This is a genomic window from Deinococcus sp. LM3 (assembly GCF_002017875.1).
Lineage (GTDB): Bacteria > Deinococcota > Deinococci > Deinococcales > Deinococcaceae > Deinococcus.
In genome coordinates this window covers 57,052-80,556 of the sequence record NZ_MUFV01000005.1, presented here as the reverse complement: position 1 = coordinate 80,556, position 23,505 = coordinate 57,052, and the positions used below count along the sequence as shown (strand labels likewise).

Here is a 23,505-nt window from a genome sequence, read left to right as displayed (position 1 = left end):
CCGGAATCGCTTGACTTGGAAACCCATCAGCACACCTGAACCGCACCCCTCCTGCACACCACGGATCCCGCAGCCCCTTTCCTATCCTTCCTGTCAGGTGGCCCTAGAAGGCCCGCCAGAACAGCGTTTTCGCGATTTTTCACCGGAATCTGCAGAAAAAGAGCCCAAAAAAGTTCCTATTCGTTAAAAAACACGATTTCGGATTGCGCTGTTTGGGGCACTCATGTGAAGCAACATGTACCGACAAACGCGGTCACGACCGTATCTGATGAGCTGCCACGACCACGCCAATCGCAAACAGATGCAGTGGCTACGAGAAGTTCCGCAGACTGACACTGATCGGCTTCTCGAAAGTCAGCAGGAAGGACTCGCGGAGACTGCTCTTCCGGAATCGCTTGACTTGGAAACCCATCAGCACACCTGAACCGCACCCTTTCTGATCTGCTCTGCCCACATGTCAGAGTTCAGGAACCTACCTGACTCGACTGTCGGCATCTCTGCACTTTCTTTTCTTGAAGGGAGGAAGTTAAGAAGAGATATTCGGGAACACAGATGCCGTTGAATGCGGCAGAAGCAGATCAGACGCCAGCCGGCTGAACAACTTGTTGGCGGCTGCCCGTGAGGCGTGGGAAACCCGTCCGTTTGGCGTCACGTGGGTACTGACGAGTATTGCTGCTTCCATCGAGTTCGTTGACAAATTTGGAGATTGTCAACTTCATGGCCCAGATTCACACTGAGCCGCGAGTCTATGCTCACAATCTGTCAGTGTTTTTCTTGGCTAACCGGTCTGTGCTACTCGCGTTCCCCTGCAGAGGGGCAATCCGTATCTACGGTTTCGGGATATAGTCGGCACATTCTTTATTGACCGGCCTGATTGAAAAGACTGGCCCATGTGGTTGACGGGATCTCATGTGAGCCGCGTCAGTGAGATCAGCCGCATTGCGGCCTGTCTCCTGGATTTGCAGGCAGAGTCGGAGGAAAAGACAATGTGAGCCAGGAGCTGTCCGATATTTAGGGACGGAATTTTATAGCCTACTTGACTCAGAATTGTCTTGAAACCCAATCGCACACAACCATATACGTATGTCGTTATTCCGCACCCAGACGAGATTTTTGACGATTTGCTTTTCGGCACTTTCTGAACTTATGGAGTGGTCCTTCACGCAAAAAGCAGAGCCCGCGAATAACCATGTAGAACCCCGTCCGGTGGGGGCTCGTCACATACATGACCGCTCACATAGCAGCTGGCGGCTGCTTCGGCTACGCACTCTGCTGGCACTGCTCAACACAGAACCAGTGGATGCTGCCACCCGCCACACACCAGGGAACAAACTGTGAGCACGATAGAACCAACTGCCGACTTCCAAGCCTACGTAGCTTGGGAGCGCACAACGAATGATGCTATCGATTTTAAGAGGCTTTACGTCGACATGGCGGGCGACCTTAAAGCCGGATTGATGCTCAGCCAGATAATGTATTGGCGGCTGCCCCGGAAGAATCGGGGTGACAATGACACCCGATTGACGATATCGCACGAGGGGCGGCTCTGGCTGGCGAAATCTGACAAGGCTTGGTGGTCCGAGATCCGTTTGACAGCTAAGGAGGCGGTTGGTGCTCGTCGGACTTTGGAGAGCCTTGGTATCGTGACGCTCAAAATCAAAAAATATGCGGGGGTCCCCACCGTCCACTTCAGCATTAATGAGGACCGATTCGCTGAATTGTGGAAGCAGATACTTCAGATGCCGCTGCAAGAACGCCAAGCGGGCCGAGTGAGGCCAAAAGCGAGGCGCGAACTGATCCACAAGAAGGGCAGCAAGCCCACCTCTGGGAACCGTCGCAAAGCGCAGGTTGATGAGGCCGCCAGAGCCTCTGATGAGGTTGATGCTCAACTGGCCAACTCTGCCGGCGAAACTGGAGTCGGAGCAGCTGGTTATTACTCTTTTGATAATAACCAAACTACCAAAAGGGTAATAACGGAATTACCAAACGGTCAAAGACCGGATTACCGGGACGGTAATAACGGAATTACCGATTTGACAATTACATATACAGAGACTCCAGCACAGATGCCTGCCGAGAAGCCGACAGAGATTCAGACAGAGAAAAAATCATCCATCATTCCTGACTGGATTGAGTCAGTCAGGGCGCAGGATGATGACTTTTCGCCTGACGGCGGAACCACTGAAGGCCTGCCTGAAGACACGGACGCCGAAGAGGGCGAGGACCTGCTCCTGGATCAACTGGTCGGGTCTGGCATGGAAGGCGGGGAATCAGGCACAGCCGAAGGTGTTGAAGATGTTCCGCCGGCCGCCGCGGCCCCTGTGGAAAACCCCGGTGCCCAGGGCTGGGCGATCCTGGCTCTGGAACCCATTCCACTCGCGGACCTGCAGGCGCGGCCCCCCCGGGATCCGGAGGGCCTGAAGGTCCTGCGGGCCCTGATGCAGGCCAGCAGCGCCAAGCGCCTCGGGCACCTGCGTGAGCAGCTGGCCCTGCCCGGCACGCACCGCCATCTGCTGCCCCGCCTGACGGACGCCGAACTGGACCGCGCCGCGAAGGCCGCGTCGCACGACGCCCCCCGCATTCCCGGCGGCATGCCGAACGCCGGGTACTACGCCCTGGACCGCCTGCTCGGCAAGGCCTTCACGGCCGAGGCCCTCTCCGGCCAGAGATCCCCGACCCCGCAGCCGGCCCTGGGTCACGCGTACGACGTGAAGAATGAAGGTGCCCGCCCCGCCCCGGTCCAGGCGGACGCGCCGGTCGACGCGGCCATCGAGGCCGAGGGCGCCCTGGCGGCCGGGAAGATCTGGCGGCACAAGGCGAGCGGCACCCTGGTCCGCATTGAGCGTATCGACGGCCCGACCGTCTACCTCGACAGTGGCGAGAGCATGAGAATCGCGAAGTTCAGCACCAGCCACGTCAAGTACACCTTCACCCCCCAGCAGGTGGCGGACGACTGATCCTGACCGGTTCGCTGTGTGTCTGTGACCAATAGCGGCTGCAACGCTTGTCTGATACCGACTCCGATTGAATGGGCTGCAAAGCCCGTCCAATCCGAGCGAAGCGAGTGGGAGAAAAACGGGTTCCGGAAGTGAAGCCGGCAATCCGGTGAAGTTCCGGATTGTTGGCGAAACAAACGGAATCCGTACGAGGTGCATTTGCCCGGCGCTGGCGGAGGGTTTTAGGTTGTCCTGCACGTGACGTCGCCTGTCTGATGAGGTGGCCTGAATAGGGGATTCCCAATTGGGCGTGGTGTTATAAAAATCTTAACTTAGAACTCATAAACCCAACGTGCACACACACTGAGACCAAGGCGCCAGATGGCTCCCAAACGTCAAAGGAGGTCACCACTATGTCCCATACCCCTCTCCAGGAACCCCCCACCGGCCCAGACTTCCAGCCCGGCGAGATCGCGTCCGCACTCGATCAACTCGGCGCGCCACCCAGCCCCGCGTCCGGTGACGCTCCGCCGCCTGTCACGCCTACGCTCGTCCGCTGGAGTGAGCTGCTCGGCGCCATCCCCACCCAGCAGCGCCTGAAACCCATCACGGAGTTCAGCCGCGCCATTCACGAAGGCGTCATTCAGGCCGCCACGATCATCGAAGAATTCAGCCTCCCGTACGTCGACGCGAACGGCGAGGAACTCGATTTCGAAGGCCATGAGGAACTGATTCTGGACACGCCGCAGGTTCACGCCTGGCTGGCTCAGCAGACCACTGAAAGTACCTACGCCCTGATCCGTGGCGGCGGCCCTGTGCAGGTCACCGAGGAGCAGATCATGAAGGGTGAACTGGACTTCGCGCGACTGGCTGCGATCCGCCGCATGGCGGCCACGCAGAATCTGCCGGAACGCACCGTCACGGCCGCCGCATCCGCCCGCAAACCCAAGCCGAAACCCAAGCGGAAAGCCACGTCAAACACCAGCTCGAAAGCCGATCAGAAGTCCGGAACTGCCAGGTCGGAGAAGGCCCCCAAAGATACGCCCACGACCAGCAAGTAACCACCGTCAACGAGGTACGCGGGAGGTCCCTGTGAGGCCTCCCGCGCGCCATGAGGAGTCAGACCCATGGGAAAAATCCCCGCCGCCATCAACCGGCTCAGCGTCTCGCTGGCCTTCACGCCCGACGAGCGCAAGGCACTCGAAGACCTTTACGACTACGAGGGTGCGTGGACGGAACGGGAAGCCCGCCTGCGTTGCCCGAGGTACCAGGACCTCCTCAAAGCGGGTGTTCTCGTGTCTGTCCGAACCGTGATCGGCACGCTGCACCTGCTCTCCCTCACCGGCCGTCAGGTGCTCTTCCGGAACGCCGCGGGAACGAACGTCGCGCCGCAGCGCCACCTCGACCGGGCGTACCTGCGCCTGTGCATGGAGGACTACGGGTACCTCCCGGTAGACGACGACACCAGAGCAGTCCTGAAACCGTTCATCGGGAATCTGAACCTGTCCCCGATGATCACCCCCCAGGGCGCCGCGCTTGTCGGCGGTGCCATCACCGGCGGAGGCCTCAGCCGAACCACCACCGAGCGTCTCGTCACACGCCTGAAATCCTCCGCGCTCGCCCACCGGTTCCGCGTGATCCTGTTCACGCCTTCTCCGTCCCGCGGGCAGGGTCTGGCGCAGACGCACGCTTCCATGCTCACCGTCATCTCGTACCTGCCCGGCGGCGGCAGCGGTGAGCGCGCCCAGCTCACCACCTTCAACCCGGGCAGTTCCGAAGAGTACGCCGGTCCCGCCCTCACGCCCATCATCCGGGACATGTTCGTCCGGAAGCACCCTGGCCTGTTCCCGGAGCAGACGCTCACCCTCCTGGGAGAGCGCCGCGCCGACCGCATCGAGCAGTTCAAAACAGACCTCCAGGTGGACCGCGTCATCAGTGCCGAGCAGCTGCGCCGGCACTACTTCCTGTCACCGAACGACCTGAAGAACGTCCGGTACGTCGAGGCGATCATGCGTCCCGTCCACGGTCGCGTCAGCCTGGAAATCAAGACGCGCTTCTACCTTATAGGCGCGGCCCTTCAGCGCGTGGACGATAACGTCCTCGCCCATTACGCCGGAACAGGCGAGATGCGCCGCATCATGAACGTCCCGGCCGACGAGAAATTCATGGTGAATACTCGCAAGCGCGTCGCGCGGGATGATCCGGACGCGGTGTTCCAGAGCCCCTACGGACCCATCGCATTCGAGTACGACAGCGGCAGTTACAAGCTGGAACACGTGCAGTCGAAGTTCGAAAGTTTCGGGCAGCAAGACTACCTGCAGACCATCTGGGGAACGGCCAATCACAACCGCGTCCCGACCATCGAGAAGATCATGCGGGAGGAAGAAGGCCTCAAGGGGCAGGTCATCCTGAGCGAGTGGTGGCGTGCCCTCCCGTCTCCTTGATCACCTGGAGCGCCTGTCAGACCGTCCTGCCCGGAGGTGCAGATCGCGCCTCCGGGCTTCTGTTGCGCCCTTCCGACAGAAGGGGTGCAGACCCCATGAGCCCATCACATTCCCCGTCCATGCACCCCTGGTCGCCACCCTGATTTCTGGCAGCGGGACTGGTCTGCTCGGTTCTCCTGGAGTTCGGGTTTGACAGGCGCACCGAACGGCCAGAGCAGCTGTGCATTGACGCCGACCGCGCTGGGCTGTATCGGCAATTCAGAGAACCAGAGGACGTGTTCATCTCCGGCAGTCGCGGCGGCTCAATGGACGAGGTCAACCAGACCCGGATGAACGTGATCGGCCGGCTCAACTTCGGCGTGCGAAGCGAGTCGGAAACGAGCCTGATCTTCACCTGCTCCACTCGCCCCGGACGCACCGTCACACTGCGACCCTGGTCAGGGTGGGCACACCATCGGAGCGGTCGCTCATGGACCGTTCCGGTTGATTGTTGCGGTCCCCTACGCGGCGAGATCGGGGGGCCGCTGAACCGTCATGACGTGCGCCGGATGTGCAGCTGCTCCGCTCACCCGTTGGGGAGTCTGGGCGTGCCGTCCAGGCGGGTTCACAGTCGCCTGAGCTGTCCAGTTCTGGGCGTGCCACCTGCCCTGACGATGGACATATGGCGTAACGATCAACGCTGATGTTCCGCGCGGACGGCGAGAGGGTCAGGCACTCGATTTCGTCCAGACATGGAATGCCCCCGCGTGGCGAATGATGACCTCTCCGGGGTGGTCGCTGGGCGTACCGTGACCACTACCAAAGCAACTACCAAGGCAGACGATGCGTGTCCCCACGGAGGCGCGCATCTGCCAGTGCAGGGCAGTCAATCCGGCACCCGGATCATCCACTCGGCAGCCACGCCCGTCGTGACAGCTGACAGCCTGGTTCTGGAAAGATTCAGGTATCAGGAATGCAGGGTGGTAAACGTGCGGATTCAGAGTCGGCACGACTCACGAAAACAACGGCGACACCCGGCTTCGGAACCATAGATCCGGCGAGCGTCAGAGTGATGCGGCGCGTTCCCCGGAAGTGCGTTCTACCCTTGGTCAATCTGCGTGAAACGACTCCGGAATACGGAGCGCAGAACGTTCTGGGTACACGCGCAGACAGGACGGCGAAGAAGCCAATCAGAGGTCTGAAATGCAGGGTTTCGGACGTGCGGATTCGAGGTCCGCGCGACCCACGAAAACAGCGGCAACACCCGGCGTCGGAACAGCACTATCAGGCGTGCGTCAGAGTGATCCGGAACGTTCCTCGAAGGTGCCTTCTACCCTCGGCAAACCTGCGTGTGCCGACGTTGTGTTCTCGACAGTCAGGGGTGCCAGATAGTGGTTCGGGATACGGGGATGAGTGACCCTGGACGGACACCTGTGAACCTGCACATTCAGGATAGATACGTTGCCCAGACTGACCTGATCCAGCGCGCTTTGATCCGGCGTCGCAGCGGAGTGGTTCAGGTTGCTCGGACACCCGCAGATGACGGCGCGGCAGGAGACCGGAACGAGGTCAGCCGGAGTAGTCCGACACGTCCTCCGAAGGCGCATTCCGGACTCGGCCAATCGTCTGACGACCTCCCTGGGTTAGGCGTCGGAACGTGCCAGATCGCGGGTTGGGAACACGGGTGACCAGGGCACTTCCGGCCCATCTGTGCCAGGACCGGCCAATCCCCACGCTCGTATATTAGATGCCCTACCCACCCTGTTTTAAGACATTAGATTGAGGGGCGGGGCGGCTACCCTCCCATCTTCTCGTATAAAGCCTGAATCTCTCGGAGAGTAAGGGTACCTGGGAACTTCTGGGCCTCCTGGGCGCTGGCAGGTCATCTTGCCCCGTCCTGGCCGGGTCTGTGGGGTGCTTTGGCAGGAGCTCTCGCAGTGGGGTACGTGGGTCTTCCGGGGTGCGGCGCGGGTGGGTGTGGGGGTCGGCGCGGCGCGGCGGGTGGTGTGAGCGGCGGGCACTTCCGGGTGAGGTCTGCGGTGGGCGGTTGGTGTCCGGTGGCGCGGGTGACCTGGGGGGGCAAGGCGGGTGGTCTGCTCTGGGGTCTGCGGCGGAACTGAGGAACGTGCGTTCCTGGCATGGGCTCTGCGGCGGAGCGGGGGGACGTGGAAGATCACCCGACCAGTCACCGCGCTTCGCGCGGCCGGGGGGGGGCATGACAGGAATCGTGGAACCGGGAGCGCTGTTCGGGGTGGGTGACATTCACGCGGGCGTGTTGGGTGGGGTGACGTTCGATCCGGGCGCCGTGGTTCGCTCACTTCGTCCGGGGGTGGACGCGGAGCAGGTCCGCGTGGCGCTGGGTCGGTTCACGCCGCAGCAACTCAACGTCATTCATCACGTCGTCAATTCGGCGCGGAACGTGATGGTCGTCGCGACGGCGGGGAGTGGGAAGTCGACGGTCCTGCGGACGGTCGCGCAGGTGTTGCCGGGCGGGTTGGATGTCGGGGCGTTCGCACTCAACCGGTCGATCGCGCAGGAGTTACGCGGCGCCCTCCCGAGGGACGTGCAGGTGTCCACCTTCCATGCGTTCGGTCGGCGACTCGTGAAGGAGCACTGCCCGGTGCAGGCGACCTTCGTGGAGTGGAAGCGACTGAACATCGTGAAGTCGGTTCTCAAGGAAGCGGGCGTGTACTCGCGCGGCGTGGCGAAATCCCTGATGACCCTGGTGCGTCTGTCGATGGTGCACATCGCCAACTCGGCCGAGGCCGTCCTCTCTCTCGCGGCGGAGCAGGAGTTCGAATTCCCGGACAGCCTGGACGTGGTCGGTGCGGTGCGGGCGGTGCAGGACCGGGCGCTCGCAGATTTCCGCGAGCGGGGTCACTTCGATTACGACGACATGCTGTACCTCCCGCTGAAGTTGGGGTACGGCTTCGAGTCCCTGGACGTGGCACTCGTGGATGAAGCGCAGGACTTCTCCCGCCTTCAGCACCGGCTGGTCCGGCACGTCGTGGGTCGCCGGGGGCGCGTGGTGTTCGTGGGTGATGACTCCCAGGCGATCTACGGGTTCAGCGGCGCGGACCGGGGCGGACTCGACCGGGCGGCGCAGGTGTTCGACGCGGTGACCCTCCCGCTGACCGTGACGTTCCGCTGCCCGGCCTCGCACGTGGAGTTGGCCTCGGCGTTCAGTGACGGCATCGAGGCGGCGCCCGGCGCGGCGGACGGTGAGGTGCGGCGCATGACGGAAAGGGTCGCCTGCACGAGTACGGCATGAGCCTGCTGCAGACTCATACGGATTCCGTTTGTTTCGCCAACAATCCGGAACTTCACCGGATTGCTGGCGCCACGTCCAGAACCCGTTTCTCTCCTGCTCGCATCCGCTCGGATTGAACGGGCTTTGCAGCCCATTCAATCCGAGTCCGTATCACTACGAGTCGGGCCTGTGGGGCAAGGTGCTGCGCCGGGCGGTGGAGGCGGACGTGGACCTGCTGTCGTGCATAGGCCGGTATGGACGCCGCTTACAGGGAAAGCATGAAACATGAAGACCTTAGCTACGAGGCCATGTGACTGTTAAGTCAGAACTGGCCCTGGACAATGTCGCATCCTTCGCGTCAACCGGGAGCCCCCATGACTCACTCGCACTCTGAAGCCCTCACCAACGACATCAAGACCAGAGCCCAGCGACTCTTCCAGCACTGCCGGGATACAGGTTTGATCGAGACCGCCACCACATCGCACAAACTCGGCAAAGCCATGAACTCCACAGGCAGCACAGCAACGCCTGTCGCTGTCACGGCGCAGGTCGTCAAGAGCGTGGTCGACTACTACCAGACCAGAGAGCAGGAAACCACAAAGCGCGCGCAGATCGCCGCTGATCTGTCACGCGATCTGACTGAATTGGAATTGGCGCGCGAGGCCATTACCGTGTACATGGACAAGGCCTTCGACGAACGGAAAGTTCAGTTCGATCGGCTCTTCCGGGTCCTCGATCACGCACAGCGTGAGGGTGATACGCAGGGTATGAGTGCCACCCTCGACGCCCTCGTCACTCTGGCGCAGTCTTCGCCGTTCAAGAGCCTCGCGGAAATCCGGCACCTGACCCGAACGTCCGGGTTTGTCATGGAGCTCTGAGATGCCGTTACCCCTCCTCCTCCTGGCCGGCGCGGGCTTGGCCGGCACCGCGGGACTTCGGAAACTGGGCCAGGGTGTCGGTCACTTCGGCGATGCCAAAACTATTGCGGAGCGAGCCAAGCAGCTGGGTGAAGCAACGAAACGCCACATGGACGCCTCGGATGCGCACTTCAGCGCGGTCGCCGCGCATTTCGCGGAACACCGGCAGAATGTCCAGACCGTCTCACTGGTCCGGTTCGCGCAGCTGTACGAGCGACAGGAGGCCCGCATGAACCTGACTGACAAGGAGTTCGCAGTCAGGTTTCACATGCCGGAAGCCAGCTTCAAAGAGATTAAACAGACAGCTCACTTGGTCCTGAACCTGACCAACGCTGCCATGACAGCCGGCAGCGTTGGCATCGGCGCGGCGCAAGGAGCCGGAGTACTGGTCGGCACAGTCGGCGCCGCCAGCACCGGCACGGCAATCAGTGGACTCTCCGGCGCAGCTGCAACCAACGCCACCCTGGCCTGGCTGGGGGGAGGTTCACTGGCAGCCGGGGGCGGCGGCATGGCACTCGGGACCGTCGTCCTCGGCGGTTTGGCTGCGGCACCTGCCCTGGTCGTCGCTGGCTTCACGGTCGCCAAGAAGGGCGAACAGGCCCTGACAGCCGCGCATGAATTCGAAGCGGGAGTCAAGGAATTCCGCGCGCAGGTGTCCCTGCGTATGGCCCTTCAGCAGGCCGTGATCAGCCGGATGCGTGAATTGCACAGCGTCCTGGAGCGCACACGGTTTCGCCTGGATCAGGCCGTCGCCCTGTGCGAACAGCAGGAGCGGCAAGGAACGCTCAGTGACTCACAGTTCGAGCAGGCCCTTCTTCTGGCCCAGAGCGTTTCAGCACTGCTGAAAATCAACGTCCTCGAACCCGCGCAGTATCCCGACAAGACTGCTCAACCGTCGACATCGGCCGCGCCGCCAGCACAGTCCTCGCCTCAAGTTCCAGCCCGAACCGTTCAGGAGTCAGACCACGATGACGCAACGTGGTTCGACGACATTCTGGTGGTAGAACTCACGGATGAACGCGTGAACAGCGCCCTTTATACGCCCGATGGATCCATCCTGGCCAACACGGGACGGCAGCTGGCCCTCTGGCCCATGGATGACGAGCAACTCGAAGCGGTCACCCTGGACTTCTATGCCGGTGACATCAAGCATCTGGAGGCACATCCCACCGATGACCTGTACTGCTGCGCCCGTGGCAGGAGCCCTCTGCTGATTCTGGAAGACCTGCAGGAGGAAACCATCATTCACAGTGAGCTGGAGCTGGACGGTGTCTCGGTCATCGGCACGCAGTTCATCTCCGACGACCACCTGCTCGTCGTCGGCGAACATCAGGTCATGCTGATCGACACCGATGACGGCGACACGCTGTGGAGCTGGAGCACACCTGATCAGAACGTCCGTAGATTCGCTCTCCATCCCGGCGGGCAACTGCTGGCCCTCGCCTCCCTGGACAACGAGATCCACCTTCTGAGCCTGCCGAAAGGTAAGAAGGTCCGTACCTTCAGGCACGATGGCTGGTGCAACGACGTCACGTTCAGCCCGGACGGACGGTTTCTGCTATCTGCGTCGGAGGATCGGACGGCGCGCCTATGGTCTGTCGAGACGGGCTTGGAGTTACACCGCTTCGAATTCAGTGGCCGTTACGCGGACCGTGTCTCGTTCAGTCCCGAAGGTGAGATGCTGGCTGTCGGCTTCGCCAACGGAATGGTCGGCATCTGGGAAACGGAGGACGGACATCTTCTGAATCTCTTCCCCGCCAGTGCTGGCAGAATCACCGCTCTCCAATTTCTCGAAGATGCTTGGGGCCTCATCGCCGGTGGGGAGAGTGGGCTCAGTCTGTGCTTCCCCGACAAGGAGCACATTTCCGCTCACGAGGCCTGAACAGGTCGGTAGCCAGAGGCTCAGCATCCGGCAGTTTCTGGGAAGTTTGTATATGACGGCATCAGCCTGTTGATGCCGTCACGCAGGTGGGCTGAACTCCCGCTGAGCGATCTCACCAACTCCCGTAGAAGTGTTCCGATGACTTCCAGAACGGCTGCCAATGGGCGTAGACAGTCTGGACGTACAGGCCGCGCCGGATCACCCGTCAACGGCGAGCAGTAGGGGCAGCCGGGCGGTCCCTTCCGTCAGGCCTGCCGGCAGGGTCAGCTGGGCGTGACCGTGACGCGTCCGTCAGGCTCAGGGTATGGGCCCGGGATGAGGTGCAGGCGGGCGAGATCCTCGTGCGCCTGTTGACCTAGCCCTCTCAGGTCAGGAGGTCCGTGCCCTTGCTGTGAAGGGCAGCCGCTGTGTCCTCCAGAATCAGGAGCAGGTGGCCTCGGATGGCCTCGATGTTCGCCCGCATCACCGTGCAGCCGGCGACGGTCATGGCGCCGCTCAGCTCAGACAGATGCGTCAGGGTGCCCTGACGGATCCGGTGGGCGTGCCAGTCACCGCCCAGATCCTCGAGAAGTGCCTGCGCCTGCGTGACCTGGTCCGGTGTCCACGTGCTCGTCAGTGGCTGGGTGGTCACGACGGTCCGCATGTCGTCCAGCAGGCGTGTCACGGTCTGCTGAAGGTGCGGCCAGTGGGCGTCGGCGAAATCCACTACCACGCGATCCCCTCCTCGACCGGGCGGGAGCCGGTCACCCAGAAACCTGCCTGCTCGGTGAGCAGTTCGCTGCCCGCGCTGGTGAGTGCCGTCCAACCGGGGCCGAACGTATTCAGGCAGAGGCTGTCCGCTGCGCGGCGGTCCGTGAGAGAGGCCGCGGCGACCGCAGCGGTGACGCGCAGGATGGGGGCAGTGACGGCATCCAGTTCGAAGGGATTGAACGTGTTCAGGCACCCCAGTGGGCGGTCCATCCACACCTGCCCCGCGTTCGTGAACGCGACGTCAGCGGTAGGCAGCACGAACACCTCGCGTCTGTGCTCCCTCTGGCGCTCAGCGCCGTAGTTCCAGATTTGTGGCGCCTGCTGCTCGCTGGACCAGCCCCAGAATTCGTTCACGCTGACCGTGATGGGCAGCAGGCCGCAGGACGGGCAGTCTTCGAGTGGTTTTAACGTCGCGGGGGCAGATGGAGTGACAGAGCCGCAGGAGACGAGGGAAATGGCGGCGATGAGCAGGCAGGTCAGGGAGCGGGACATGCCGTCAGTCTGCAACCGCGCCGGGGAACTGCCGGGGAATCGGGCTGCCGGTCGGGCAGGGAACCCCGGTGCTGACTGCTCAACTAACACGGCAGGGTAATTGCTCGGGGCGGGGACCCGAAGAGCCAGCAGGTGGATGGAGAGTCCTGGGGCGTCCTGCTGGCTCCGGGGCGAACCTAGAAACCGCTGCCGGGGCTTTCATACTCCTGCCGCCTGAGCGGCTCTGCGAGCAGGGTTGATGGTCGGGTGACCCTGCTGGTCACCCTGACGGCGTCTCTGGGGCCGGCGGTCAAGCGCTGGGCAGGCCGCGGCGCTGGAGACGAAGCAGGAATGCCGGTGGGGGCGCCGTTCCGAATTCATCCTGAAGGAGGCGGCGGTACGCACGGAGTGCGTGTTCGGCCTCGGCCTGCCGGTCGGTGTCGAGCAGGGAATGAATGAGGCCCTGGTGCGCGGGGTCATTCCAGGGATCGAGGTGCAGGACCTGGCGGTACACGGTAGGGGCGTCGGCTTCAGAGGCGGCGGCGAGGGCCAGGCCTAGCGTGATGGCCCGCTGCTGGCACTGCGCCCGGAGATCTTCAATCCACTCGCTGTCGCTGCCAGGCATAAAGGGCTGCGTGAACGCCTGGAACTGCCGGGCGAGCTCCTGGGTGGTGAGGGATGGGGATGGATCCAGTCGGGCGTCCACCTCCACCCGGAACGTGGTGTCCAGTCGGTAGCGACCTTCACGGTAAGGCAGAGGATCGACGTCGGTACCGAGTGCGTTTTTCAGGGCGCCGCGCAGTCGCCGGACAGCGACCTTGAAGTACTCCACGTGTCGTTCCTCGGCGGACCCGTCCCAGAGGGCCGTCACGATCTCGTCGCGGGTACCGGAGGCGTGCAGGGCCAGCCACACGAGCAGTTCACGGGATTTGGCCAGGGCGACCGGTACGGTGACCCCGTTCACGCGCGCCGCCAGGTCTCCCAGGGTGGTGACCTGCAGCCGCACCGTCGGAGGTTCGGTCCGCGTGACGGTCACGTCTGCGGCCGCTGGCGTGAGGGGCTGCCGCTCGGCGAGAGGCAGCAGAGGCCAGAGAGGGTGGGCCTGCACCTCCCGACTCAGGCGGGGGTCATGCCGGGCCAGCAGTCCCTGGGTACGCAAGGCGAGACCGGCGTCGGTCAGCCGCTCACCGGGGGGCGGCCCGCCCGTGATGAGTGCCTTCATCAGGACCTGGTACGCCGCCCGCTGCGGGTCACTGGTCGAGAAGGTATCGAGCAGACGAAGCGCCGCGTCCACGTCACCCTGCGCGAGGAGCAGGTCAGCCCTCCGGAGGAGCAGGTCCTCCTGCTGTTGACGCAGCTGCCCGGACACGGCGTGCCGGTCGGCACGGTCGAGTGCCGCGAGCCCGAGGGAGAAGTCCGCGTCCCACCAGGCCAGGGTTCCCCTGAGCAGTCCCGTCCGGGCGTGCAGGAGGTGCAGGTCGCGCTCGAGGTTCGTGGGGACGCGGGAGAGCGAGCGTCTCAGTTCCGGTATGTCACCGGCCTGCGCGGCCAGTTCCGCCTCATCCAGGGAGATCATCGCGGCGCGCGCCGTCCAACCCAGCTGATCGTAGATTCGCCGCGCTTCGCGCAGCGCCTGCGCGAGCCTGTCCGGATCGTGGGCTGCGCGGTAGCGCACCGCCTGCAACTGCCACGCTTCCGCCAGACGTACCTGATCACCCTGTTGACGCGCCCAGGACATCAGGGTGTCTGCCGCTTCACTTGCCACCGGGAGGCGGCCGCGTTTCACGCTGGCGTACGCGAGGGGCCACAGCAGCGCCGGTTCCACCTCCCCGGGTTTCAGGAGCGCGAGCCCTTCGCGGGCATACTGCTCCTGAAGGTCCGGATCGCCCCGGCGTCCAGCCAGCATCGCGAGCGAGGCGAAGCCGGACGGCTGCAACTGATTTCCCTGCCTCAGGGCGTGCAGGATCGCCTCGCCCCGCGCAGAATCTCCCGTTTCGATCATGGCCCACGCGAGGCGCGCGCGCTGATCCGAGGGGAGTTCCGCGGTCGGTACGAGTTCCAGCAACTGCCGGGTCAGCGGATGCTCACCGCGACTGCGGAATTCGCTGGCGAGAGGTACCGCCAGGCGCAGGAACTCCGCGGTGGCCTGCACCGACGCGTACAGCCGGGCGGCCCGGCGCCGTTCACCCCGGTGCTCGGCCAGCCTGGCCGCCGCCAGCGTGAGGGCCTTCCAGCGATCGGGGTGGCGCCGCAGGTCCTGCTCCAGCAGGTCACGCAGCAAACGGTGCGGCTGGAAGTGCTGCTGTCCCAGAGGCAGGAGGGGCAATCCCGAGCGCTGCACGTCGGCCAGCCATCCGTCCGGCAGGTGCGCGCCAACCTGCCGGGCGTCATCCTCACTCCAGACATCCAGCACCGAGACCTCCGGCAGGGCCCGCTGCACGTCCGGAGGCAGGCTGTCCAGGGAATCCCGGACCAGATCTTCTGTGCTGACGTGCCGCTGCGAACCGGCGGCCGACAGGGCCAGACCGGCCGGCCACCCCTGCAGCCGCTCCAGTAACTCTTCGTCCAGCGTGACGCCCCTCGCCTCCAGCAGGCTCTTCGTTTCTGCCTCGTCCAGGCGCAGGTCAGTGGCATCCAGAATAACGGCCTGCCCGTCTGCGACGGCGCGGGCCAGACGGAGACCATCGGCACTGTACCGGCTGATCAGCACGCGGTGACCCTCGCCGAGCGCGAGCGCCAGCTGAATCAACCACTGGGCCACGCGGTCATCGTCCACCGGGTCAACGATCACATCCAGGTTGACGCTCGCATTCAGGAACGCCTGAGCGAGCGTCTCGATCAACGCGGATTCAGGCGTGCGTGGATCTGGTTCGAGGAGGTGCGGCTGCGCCCCGAGGTGGCGTTCGGCGGCGCGCGCGATCAAGACGGCCACGTCCAGCGGATGGGTGTGCGTTTCCGTCAGGCGGCACCACACAGTCGCGCGCGGTGTACTCCGGGCGTACTGGGCCAGCAGCGTCGACTTTCCGTACCCGGATGGGGCGGCCAGCAGGATCACCTGAGCGTTCAGCGGCTCTGCCAGACGCGCCAGCAGCGTGGGCCGCGTGACCTCGAAGCGGCCAGGGCGCGGAATCAGGAAAGACGTCATGACGTGCCCCCATTCTAAACCAGCCCGCGACCTCGGAGCGGGAAACAGCAAGGGAATCAGGGCCGTTCTCCCGCTGTTCCCCGGTGCGAACGCACACTCTGCTCAGTTCAAACCGGATCAGGTCGGCACCCACCGGAACGTCCCCTGCGGAACTCCTGAACGTGCCCATCGGATGCGTGGCCGCTCCCTGAACGCGACCTGGCATAGACCGCTTGAACCTCAAGATCCTCCCCTGCGTCTGACCCGGAGGCCCGTCTCAGTCACGACAGTTCTGACTTCAGCAGGTTCGTCCTCTCATCCCCGCACCAGGAGCTCCCATGAACAAGCGTCCCGCACTGCTCGCCCTGTCCGTCACCCTCGGTCTCGCCCTGTCTGCCTGCAATTCCAGCCAGGCGCCCGCCGCGCCTTCCGTCTCCAAACCCCAGTACCTCGTGCCCTGCGAACCGTACCTCATGCAGAGCGCCAGCCAGACCGTTCGGGCGCAAAGCTGCGGTGAGCCTGAACCCGAGCCTGATCCTCAGCCCGCAGCCGCGCCCATCACGCTGCGCTCCTGGGACAGCCTGGTGGAAAAAGCGCAGCGCCTGAACCTCAGCCTCGCCGAAGCCGCGAGTCCGTACAGCGAAGCGGCCGTGGCCTACCGGGCGCAGCAGGCCCTCCAGCAGTCGCCCCTGCAGGCTCAGGGAACATACCCGGTCGGCGCCAGCAATCCGCAGGACTTCGTGGATCGGCTGTTCCTGGGCTCTCCCTCCGTCTGGGCAGTGACGCCGCCCCCGGATCCCATCATCAACCCCAGCGATCCCTGCAGCCCGACGATCCAGACCTTCACGGGAGCCAACGATCCGGCCATCTCGTCCCTGGAAGAGATTCCCAGCACCATCTGGCCAGGCGCCCTCTACCAGGGGGGCAAGCTGTCCGGCGGTGTGGGAGCGATGGTGAGCATTCCGCTCTCCACGGATAAACGCAAACCCCTCACCCTCGAAAGCGACACGGCCTTCATGCAGCGGACCGGGATCACGCCGGATTCAGGCTCGGTGTACACCGCCATCGGTGAACTGATGCGGGATACGCAGACCGCCTGGGGTGGAACGGACCCGTCCACCGTGTACTTCAAGGTAGAGGAAGCGTCCAGCCTGCGCGAACTGAGCACGAAGACCAAACTGAACTTCAGCGGCTTCGGCACGACGGCGCAGGCAACCCTGGATACCAGCCACAACGCCAACGAGAGCAGCGTGTACGTCGTGTTCTACCAGACGCTCTTTAACGTCGCGGTGACAGAGAACGGCCGGCCCGTCAACACCCTCTTCAACTCGACGCTCTCGGCGGCGGACCTCGAGGGTCTGGGAATGCGCAACGAGGTCAGCACCGATAACCTGCCTACTTTCATCAAGAGCGTCTCCTACGGCCGCGCCCTGGTGGCCCGCTACAGATCAAGCAAGGACGTCAACGAGCTCAAGGCAGCGCTGAACATGAAGTTCCAGGATGGCAAGCCCGTGAACGGAAGCGTCGACATGAGCGCCCATTACAAGCGGATCATCGACAACAGCTCCGTGGAAGTCCACGCCATCGGCGGCCCCTACAGCATTCAGCGCGAGGCCATGAAGGGGGAGGGCTGGAAAACCTACTTCGAGAAAGAGGAGCTCCCCCTGAACACGCTCAAGCCCATCAGTTTCGCGCTGAAACGCTGGGACAACAATCCCGTCGCCTTGAGCAGTACCCTCAAATACGTGCAGCGCTCCTGCACCGGCTCACCTGCCCGCATTCAGTTCAAGGTTGAAAACCGCAAGGGCAACACCAAAATCATGCTCAAACGGTACGGCGAGACGAACACCACCGAAATCGCTTCCGTCACCGACGATGGTGTGGTGCGGGTCATTGACGCCACCCCGTTCCTCAGCCGACGGGGCGATGAGATCACCATCTACAGCGAGATCGACAAGTACGGCATGTTTGGCACCTCCCGGCGCGATACCAAGGTCACCCCGATTGTGGACGGACAGGAACTCGGAAACATGGTTTCTGAAGAGGAGTGCGGCACATGCCACTCGAAGAACATTGGCTATCTCACAGTCAACAGCAATAACGGACTGGTCGAGCGTCGGTAAAACCACTAGCGACAGGTGTCAGGCGATCACCGTCGGTCACGGAATGCCCCCACTCAGGGGGCATTCCGTGATTCGCTTGTGCAGCGCCGGGCGCCGTGCCCGATGATGGCCGCGGGACAACGGTGGCAGGCCTGTCGATCGAGGCGGGTCAGCGGACCCAACCCGGTCAACACCACCGACCAGGGACCTTCACAGGAACCCTACCGCAGGAGGCCGCGTCATGAAGATCGTCTGTATCAGCGACACCCACAGCCAGCAGGGCGAACTGTTCACCACCGGCCGTCGCCTCAAGCTCCCCGAGGGTGACCTGCTGATCCATGCCAGCGACCTGACCAGCCAGGGTCGCCCCGCCGAGTGTGCCGCCGCGCTGAGCTGGCTGGGCACACTGGCGCAGCGCTTCACGCACGGCGCGGTCGTGATTGCCGGGAACCACGATTTCCTGGCCGAGCGGGATCCGGAAGCGTTCGTGGCCCTCGTGCCCCGGAACGTCACCTACCTGAACGACTCGGGGGCCGAGATCGGCGGTCTGCGTTTCTGGGGTTCACCCATCACACCCTGGTTCCATGACTGGGCCTTCAACCGCCGCCCCGGGAGTGACCTCGCCGCCCACTGGGCAAAGATTCCAGCGTCGGTTGACGTGCTGGTCACCCACGGTCCGGTGCAAGGCATTCATGACCGCGTTCCCGCCAGCCGTTTCGGTCCCGCCGCGCACGTCGGCTGCCCTCAACTCCGGGAGGTGGTGGAGCGCGTCAGGCCGCGCCTGTTCGTCTGCGGTCACATTCATGAGGGTTACGGGACCGACGCGCTGAGCCTGCCGGGCACGACGTTCGTCAATGCCTCTATCCTCGACGGGCAGTATCGGCCCGCGAACCAGCCCGTCAGCGTGACCCTCTCCTGAACGCGGCTCAGCAGGTGGTCCGGCGTCCCCATCGATAGGGCCCCACCGCCCGGGCGGTTTCGAGGAGAGAATCGGATCGCGGGGCAATCGGGCATCTCCTGTGGTTCGGGAAACGAGGCAGTGAGCCAGTGCATCAACGGCACACCACCTGTCCGCTCCGGTCATCTCCACTCCCCGGCGCATCTGCGGCCTGATCGGACCGGGGCGCGCGGTATCCTGCGGCCCTATGGCCGATTTCGTGGTGACGGAGGCCTTCGGAGGTCCAGGAGAGGAAGGGGAGCGGCGGGTCTTCGAGGCCGTCAAGGCCGCGTACGCCGGTGAGGACGTCCTGGGATTCTGGCGCTACCCCCTCGTGACGCGCGAGACGGTGCGGGAACCGGACATCCTGATCGCCGATCCGGAGCTCGGGCTGGTCGTGATCGAGGTCAAGAGCCTCCCGCTGGACATGATCGCGGGTGTGAGCGGGTACCGCTGGGACCTCGCCCGGCCGTACTACGGGAAGACGCACCTCAACCCGTACGAGCAGGCCCGCAAGCAGGCCCAGCTGCTCGGTGAACTGGCCGTCCGCCGGGGCGACCTCGCGCAACTCGCCACGCGGGCCCTCGTGGCGCTCCCGCTGATCACGCGGGAGGCGTGGGACGGGCGGTTCGGGCACCTGCTGAGCGACGTGCCGATGCTGTTCGCGGACGAGCTGACCCCCGCGCGGCTGCGCGCCGCGCTGGAACGGACTCCGCCCGTGCGGTACGGGCAGCCACTCGACGACGCGGCTTGGGCGGCCCTGCGCAGCGCCCTGGGGACCAGTGGGAACGTCCCGAAACGCGTGATCCGGCCTCCCGCTCCTGCCGCGACGCCCGCACCGGTCCGGCGGGCGGACCTGGTGACGCGCAGCGCGCGTCACCTGCATGCCTTCGACCTGCAGCAGGAACTGATCGCCAAGACCATCCCACCCGGCCCGCAGCGCATCCGCGGGATCGCCGGGAGTGGGAAGACGGTCCTGCTCGCGCAGAAGGCCGCGACCATGCACCTGCGTCACCCGGACTGGAACGTCGCGCTGGTGTTCTTCTCGCGGAGCCTGTACGACCAGATCCGCGCGCAGGTCGACCACTGGCTGCGGCAGGCCAGCGGCGGCGAGCAGTCCCTGCAGACCGCCGGGCACCGCCTGCGGATCCTGCACGCCTGGGGCAGCAAGGACCAGCCGGGCTTCTACCGCACGCTGGCGTCGCAGGTGGGCGTCACGCCGCTCACCGTGGACCGCACGCCGCCCGGCAGTCCGACCAGCAAACTGCTGTTCGCCTGCCGGGCCCTGCTGCTCGACGCGCAGCTCACGCAGCGGTCCCTGCAGGTGTTCGACGCGGTGCTGATCGACGAGGGCCAGGACCTCGTGCACGAGGAGGCGGCCCTGAACTTCGAGGAGAAGCAGGCGTTCTACTGGATGGCGTACCAGAGCCTGCGCCCCGTCGCGCGGGACGCCCTGCTGGACACCGGGGAACCGGAAGCGCGGCGGCTGATCTGGGCGTACGATGAGGCGCAGAGCCTGGATACGCTGACCATCCCGAACACCCGGGAACTGTTCGGTGATCAGGGCGCGGCGATCTTCGGGCCGGGCGTGTCGTACCGGGGCGGCATCCGGAAGAGCGAGGTGATGAACCGCTGCTACCGGACGCCGGGCCCGGTGCTGCTGGCCGCGCACGCCCTCGGGATGGGTCTGCTGCGGGAAGGGGGCATGCTGGCCGGGCTGACGAACCGCGCTGACTGGCAGTCCATCGGGTACGACGTCGAGGGTCAGTTCCGCAGCGGCAGCGAGGTGACCCTGACCCGCTCGCCCGAGAACTCCCCCAATCCCCTCCCCGGCTTCACGGACGAGCCGCTGGTGACATTCGAGACGTACCCGACCCGCCGGGCGGAACTCCTGGCCCTGATCGACCGCGTTCAGGCGGACCTCGGTCCGCACGGGCTGCGCCCGAGCCGGCAGGTTCTGATCGTCGTGCCGGGCCTGGACTGGGAGCCGTACACCCTGCAGGAGGACGTGTTCAAGGCCCTGCGCTCCGTGAACGTCAGCGTGTACCTGCCCGGCAACAAGGACGTGAACGTCCCGCGGCAGAAGTGGCCGGACACGGACTCGAACGGGTTCTGGCGCGACGGGGCGGTGACGGTCTCGCCGGTCATGCAGGCCAAGGGGAACGAGGCGGACGTGGTGTACGTCGTCGGCGTGGACCGGGTCGCGGCGCGCGAGGACGTCATCCGCCTGCGGAACCAGCTGTTCGTGGGGATCAGCCGCAGTCGCGGCTGGGTGCACCTCAGCGGGTGTGGGATGGACGGCACGCCGCTGGCGGACGAGATCCGCCGGGTGCTCGAGAGCGGGCCGGAGCTGCGCTTCACGTACCGGCAGCCCCGGCGGCAACTCGATGACGTCCGCAACTGAGTGCGCCAGACCGGTCCAGGACGCCCACACCACCCTGGGCGTGCTGAGTGGCCGGCGTGACGGGCTGTCCCACGCGGAGCGGGTCGACCGTGCCTGACGGGCGCGAACTGCTGGGCACGCTGCTGAGGCACGAGGCCAAGACGAACACGTACAAGTTCGCGCTCGTCCGCGCGCTCAACGATCTCGCGATGGAACACCCATTTCTGCCGGACCGGGACGTGATCGTGCCGCTGCGCCGCGTGGCGCAGCGCTGGCTGGTGTCGTACTGGCCGTTCGTGGGCGAGCGGGAGGTCATGCAGGGGAGCCGTCCCGTCCGGGACGGCGTGCGCCGTCAGGACCTCAGTTTCCGGCCCGCTCTGACCCAGCTGCGGCGCACCTGGGAGGACCTGCCGTACACCCGCAGCCACCCGGCGGACGGGGCGCTGCTGCTCGCGGCGTACCGAGCGGACCGCGGGGAACTCAGCCCGGAGCTGCTCGCACTGACCCGGCAGACCCTGACGGTGATCGCGCACGCGGTCCGGCAGCCCGTGCGGTACGCCGGGCCGGGCGGCGCGCACGGGCTGTTCGGTGTACCTGCGCCGGTGGCGTCCCTGTCAGGGACGCCACTGCCGGGATCGTCACCGCACGAACCGGCGTTCGTCGTGCCCGCCGCGTTGTGGCAGGCGCTGCTGGACCTGTCGCTGTGGGTGGAAGCGCTGTGCCTGCAGCAGTGGAGCCTGTTCGTGGAGCGGGTGGAGCAGACGCCACGAGTGACACGCGGGGAGGTATTCACGCTGCTGACCGAGACGCCGGAAGGGCGGGTGCCGCTGACCTGGGAACGCAATCAGGTGCGGCTCCTGATGCTGGAAGGGCGTCCCTTCACCTGCCCGTGGACGGCCCGGCCACTGAGCACGGAGGCGTTCGATCTCGACCACCTGATTCCGGTATCGGTGCATCCCATCAACGAGCTGTGGAACCTGGTGCCGAGCGATCCGCAGCACAACATGCACGTGAAGCGCGCCCGCATTCCTGCGTCGGCGCGTCTCCAGGAGGCTGTGCCCATCCTGGCGCGGACGTACGCGGCGTACGGAGGCTCGTCGGGCCTCTCCGGCAGCCTGCAGCGGGACGTGCAGGGACGCTTCGGGCGCACCCTGCCCGCGCCGGAACTTGCGGCGGAGGTCGTGCGACTGGGTGAAACGGTCGCCCAGGCCCGCAACGTGCCCCGCTACTGAACGAAGGCGAAGGGACCGGCGCCGGACAGAGGCTTGGACCGTCCGTGAATGTGGAGGCCACCCGGTGATGGGTGCGTCCGGTGGGCCCCGGCTGCTGAAGCGCGGGACTCCGTTTCACCGGGTGTTCCGACGGCGCCTGCAGTGCGTCGGAGTGCCGCCCGGTCGTCACTTATCCTGGACCGTGAATGCGCGACGACCACGCCTGCCCCTACTGCGATCCTGCTGAGCTTCGCCGGGACGCGTTCGTCCTAGAAAACGACCACTGCCTCCTGAGCATCAAACCCAGCGAGACGGGCGCCCTGGAAGGGGCAGGGATCATCGTCCCGAAAGCCCACCGACCCACGGTGTTCGATCTCACGCCACAGGAATGGGCCGCCACCCAGGATCTCCTCCTGCAGGCCAGGGCGCATCTGGAGGCCGTCCTCGCCCCTGACGGCTACAACGCCGGGTGGAACGTGGGGGTCGTGGGGGGCCAGCACGTGATGCATGCCCACTTTCACGTCATGCCGCGGTTCCGGGATGAACCGATGGCGGGCCGGGGGATCCGCAGTCACCTCAAAGGAGCAGAGAACCGACGCCGGACTTGACGACGTACTCCGCCGTGCTCAGCACGTGACAGTCAGGCCCGTTGCGGCCCAGTTCTAGCGGACATGGCCGTCCCCACGCTCACCTGACCCCAGCAGGCCCAGCCGGATCAGTTCCTTAGGCTCGTACACGGGCACACCCAGCTTCGTGCGCATCTGGCGCAGGTGGGCGTCCTTCGACACGATGGCGTCCGCTTCAGACGTTATCAGGAGGTCGAGCAGGTACCAGTCCTTCGGATCCGGGCAAGAAGGGGTCACGCTAGAGTTGGAACGAAAATTCCCGCTAAGCGTGCAAGCATGTCAAGTTGACGTTCAGACCTGCCCTGACAGGTGTCAGTTTTAGCTGAAATGGACTTCAACTGGACACTCGGAGTGCCGTACTGAGCGCAGAGCCGAGCTGTCAGGAATGGGTATACCCCAGCTGGACGCCATCGTTCACGCCGGGGTACGACCGTGTGTGACGCGAGAAAACGAAGAGGGGAACTCCTTAGCGGGAAAAAGGTTCCAACTCTAG

Annotated in this window: 15 protein-coding genes; 11 read left to right on the top strand and 4 right to left on the bottom strand. The window is 64.6% G+C overall.

Annotated features, from left to right (window positions below; genetic code table 11):
* The first annotated feature begins 2,321 nt into the window (after nucleotides 1-2,321).
* From BXU09_RS18680 to BXU09_RS18655, 6 genes are all read left to right on the top strand, one after another.
* The gene (locus tag BXU09_RS18680; RefSeq protein WP_078305831.1) at nucleotides 2,322-2,957 is read left to right on the top strand and encodes a hypothetical protein; all 636 of its coding nucleotides are present in this window, start codon (nucleotides 2,322-2,324) and stop codon (nucleotides 2,955-2,957) included.
* A gap of 392 nt (nucleotides 2,958-3,349) precedes the next feature.
* On the top strand, nucleotides 3,350-3,997 hold the full coding sequence (locus BXU09_RS18675; protein ID WP_078305830.1) for a hypothetical protein: 648 nt from the start codon (nucleotides 3,350-3,352) through the stop codon (nucleotides 3,995-3,997).
* 66 nt (nucleotides 3,998-4,063) lie between these two features.
* On the top strand, nucleotides 4,064-5,380 hold the full coding sequence (locus BXU09_RS18670) for a hypothetical protein (RefSeq protein WP_078305829.1): 1,317 nt from the start codon (nucleotides 4,064-4,066) through the stop codon (nucleotides 5,378-5,380).
* A gap of 2,194 nt (nucleotides 5,381-7,574) precedes the next feature.
* Complete coding sequence (locus tag BXU09_RS18665) at nucleotides 7,575-8,630, top strand: UvrD-helicase domain-containing protein (protein ID WP_078305828.1); 1,056 nt, start codon at nucleotides 7,575-7,577, stop codon at nucleotides 8,628-8,630.
* A 353-nt stretch (nucleotides 8,631-8,983) separates the two neighbouring features.
* A complete protein-coding gene (locus BXU09_RS18660) occupies nucleotides 8,984-9,487 on the top strand; it encodes a hypothetical protein (RefSeq protein WP_078305827.1) in 504 nt (167 codons plus the stop codon).
* Nucleotide 9,488: 1 nt separating this feature from the next.
* Nucleotides 9,489-11,408, top strand: a complete 1,920-nt coding sequence (locus BXU09_RS18655) for a hypothetical protein (protein WP_078305826.1) — start codon at nucleotides 9,489-9,491, stop codon at nucleotides 11,406-11,408.
* 364 nt (nucleotides 11,409-11,772) lie between these two features.
* Here the strand turns inward: BXU09_RS18655 and BXU09_RS18650 are convergent, their stop codons facing one another.
* From BXU09_RS18650 to BXU09_RS18640, 3 genes are all read right to left on the bottom strand, one after another.
* A complete protein-coding gene (locus BXU09_RS18650) occupies nucleotides 11,773-12,120 on the bottom strand; it encodes a hypothetical protein (RefSeq protein WP_144012399.1) in 348 nt (115 codons plus the stop codon).
* The gene (locus BXU09_RS18645; RefSeq protein WP_078305824.1) at nucleotides 12,114-12,650 is read right to left on the bottom strand and encodes a hypothetical protein; all 537 of its coding nucleotides are present in this window, start codon (nucleotides 12,648-12,650) and stop codon (nucleotides 12,114-12,116) included. Before BXU09_RS18645 ends, BXU09_RS18650 begins: the two co-directional genes overlap by 7 nt.
* A 289-nt stretch (nucleotides 12,651-12,939) precedes the next feature.
* The gene (locus BXU09_RS18640; RefSeq protein WP_078305823.1) at nucleotides 12,940-15,774 is read right to left on the bottom strand and encodes a BTAD domain-containing putative transcriptional regulator; all 2,835 of its coding nucleotides are present in this window, start codon (nucleotides 15,772-15,774) and stop codon (nucleotides 12,940-12,942) included.
* A gap of 317 nt (nucleotides 15,775-16,091) precedes the next feature.
* Between BXU09_RS18640 and BXU09_RS18635 the strand changes: the two genes are divergently transcribed.
* The 5 genes from BXU09_RS18635 (at nucleotide 16,092) to BXU09_RS18615 (ending at nucleotide 22,994) form a co-directional block, all read left to right on the top strand.
* Nucleotides 16,092-17,876 carry a thiol-activated cytolysin family protein gene (locus tag BXU09_RS18635; RefSeq protein WP_078305822.1) on the top strand — a complete coding sequence of 595 codons (1,785 nt, stop codon included), beginning with the start codon at nucleotides 16,092-16,094 and terminating at the stop codon, nucleotides 17,874-17,876.
* A gap of 220 nt (nucleotides 17,877-18,096) precedes the next feature.
* The gene (locus tag BXU09_RS18630) at nucleotides 18,097-18,774 is read left to right on the top strand and encodes a metallophosphatase domain-containing protein (RefSeq protein ID WP_078305821.1); all 678 of its coding nucleotides are present in this window, start codon (nucleotides 18,097-18,099) and stop codon (nucleotides 18,772-18,774) included.
* 226 nt (nucleotides 18,775-19,000) lie between these two features.
* On the top strand, nucleotides 19,001-21,196 hold the full coding sequence (locus BXU09_RS18625) for a nuclease-related domain-containing DEAD/DEAH box helicase (protein WP_078305820.1): 2,196 nt from the start codon (nucleotides 19,001-19,003) through the stop codon (nucleotides 21,194-21,196).
* An 89-nt stretch (nucleotides 21,197-21,285) separates the two neighbouring features.
* Nucleotides 21,286-22,407, top strand: coding sequence for an HNH endonuclease signature motif containing protein (locus tag BXU09_RS18620; protein WP_144012398.1), 1,122 nt, complete (start codon nucleotides 21,286-21,288; stop codon nucleotides 22,405-22,407).
* A 185-nt stretch (nucleotides 22,408-22,592) separates the two neighbouring features.
* Nucleotides 22,593-22,994 carry an HIT domain-containing protein gene (locus tag BXU09_RS18615; RefSeq protein WP_078305818.1) on the top strand — a complete coding sequence of 134 codons (402 nt, stop codon included), beginning with the start codon at nucleotides 22,593-22,595 and terminating at the stop codon, nucleotides 22,992-22,994.
* Nucleotides 22,995-23,048: 54 nt separating this feature from the next.
* Here the strand turns inward: BXU09_RS18615 and BXU09_RS18610 are convergent, their stop codons facing one another.
* Complete coding sequence (locus tag BXU09_RS18610; RefSeq protein ID WP_078305817.1) at nucleotides 23,049-23,249, bottom strand: hypothetical protein; 201 nt, start codon at nucleotides 23,247-23,249, stop codon at nucleotides 23,049-23,051.
* Nucleotides 23,250-23,505: the final 256 nt, after the last annotated feature.

What these genes read in the sequence shown, in the direction of transcription:
- BXU09_RS18675 (WP_078305830.1), top strand. Translation starts at nt 3,350, where the DNA reads ATGTCCCATACCCCTCTCCAGGAACCCCCCACCGGCCCAGACTTCCAG.
- BXU09_RS18670 (WP_078305829.1), top strand. Translation starts at nt 4,064, where the DNA reads ATGGGAAAAATCCCCGCCGCCATCAACCGGCTCAGCGTCTCGCTGGCC.
- BXU09_RS18665 (WP_078305828.1), top strand. Translation starts at nt 7,575, where the DNA reads ATGACAGGAATCGTGGAACCGGGAGCGCTGTTCGGGGTGGGTGACATT.
- BXU09_RS18660 (WP_078305827.1), top strand. Translation starts at nt 8,984, where the DNA reads ATGACTCACTCGCACTCTGAAGCCCTCACCAACGACATCAAGACCAGA.
- BXU09_RS18655 (WP_078305826.1), top strand. Translation starts at nt 9,489, where the DNA reads ATGCCGTTACCCCTCCTCCTCCTGGCCGGCGCGGGCTTGGCCGGCACC.
- BXU09_RS18645 (WP_078305824.1), bottom strand. Translation starts at nt 12,650, where the DNA reads ATGTCCCGCTCCCTGACCTGCCTGCTCATCGCCGCCATTTCCCTCGTC.
- BXU09_RS18640 (WP_078305823.1), bottom strand. Translation starts at nt 15,774, where the DNA reads ATGACGTCTTTCCTGATTCCGCGCCCTGGCCGCTTCGAGGTCACGCGG.
- BXU09_RS18635 (WP_078305822.1), top strand. Translation starts at nt 16,092, where the DNA reads ATGAACAAGCGTCCCGCACTGCTCGCCCTGTCCGTCACCCTCGGTCTC.
- BXU09_RS18630 (WP_078305821.1), top strand. Translation starts at nt 18,097, where the DNA reads ATGAAGATCGTCTGTATCAGCGACACCCACAGCCAGCAGGGCGAACTG.
- BXU09_RS18625 (WP_078305820.1), top strand. Translation starts at nt 19,001, where the DNA reads ATGGCCGATTTCGTGGTGACGGAGGCCTTCGGAGGTCCAGGAGAGGAA.
- BXU09_RS18615 (WP_078305818.1), top strand. Translation starts at nt 22,593, where the DNA reads ATGCGCGACGACCACGCCTGCCCCTACTGCGATCCTGCTGAGCTTCGC.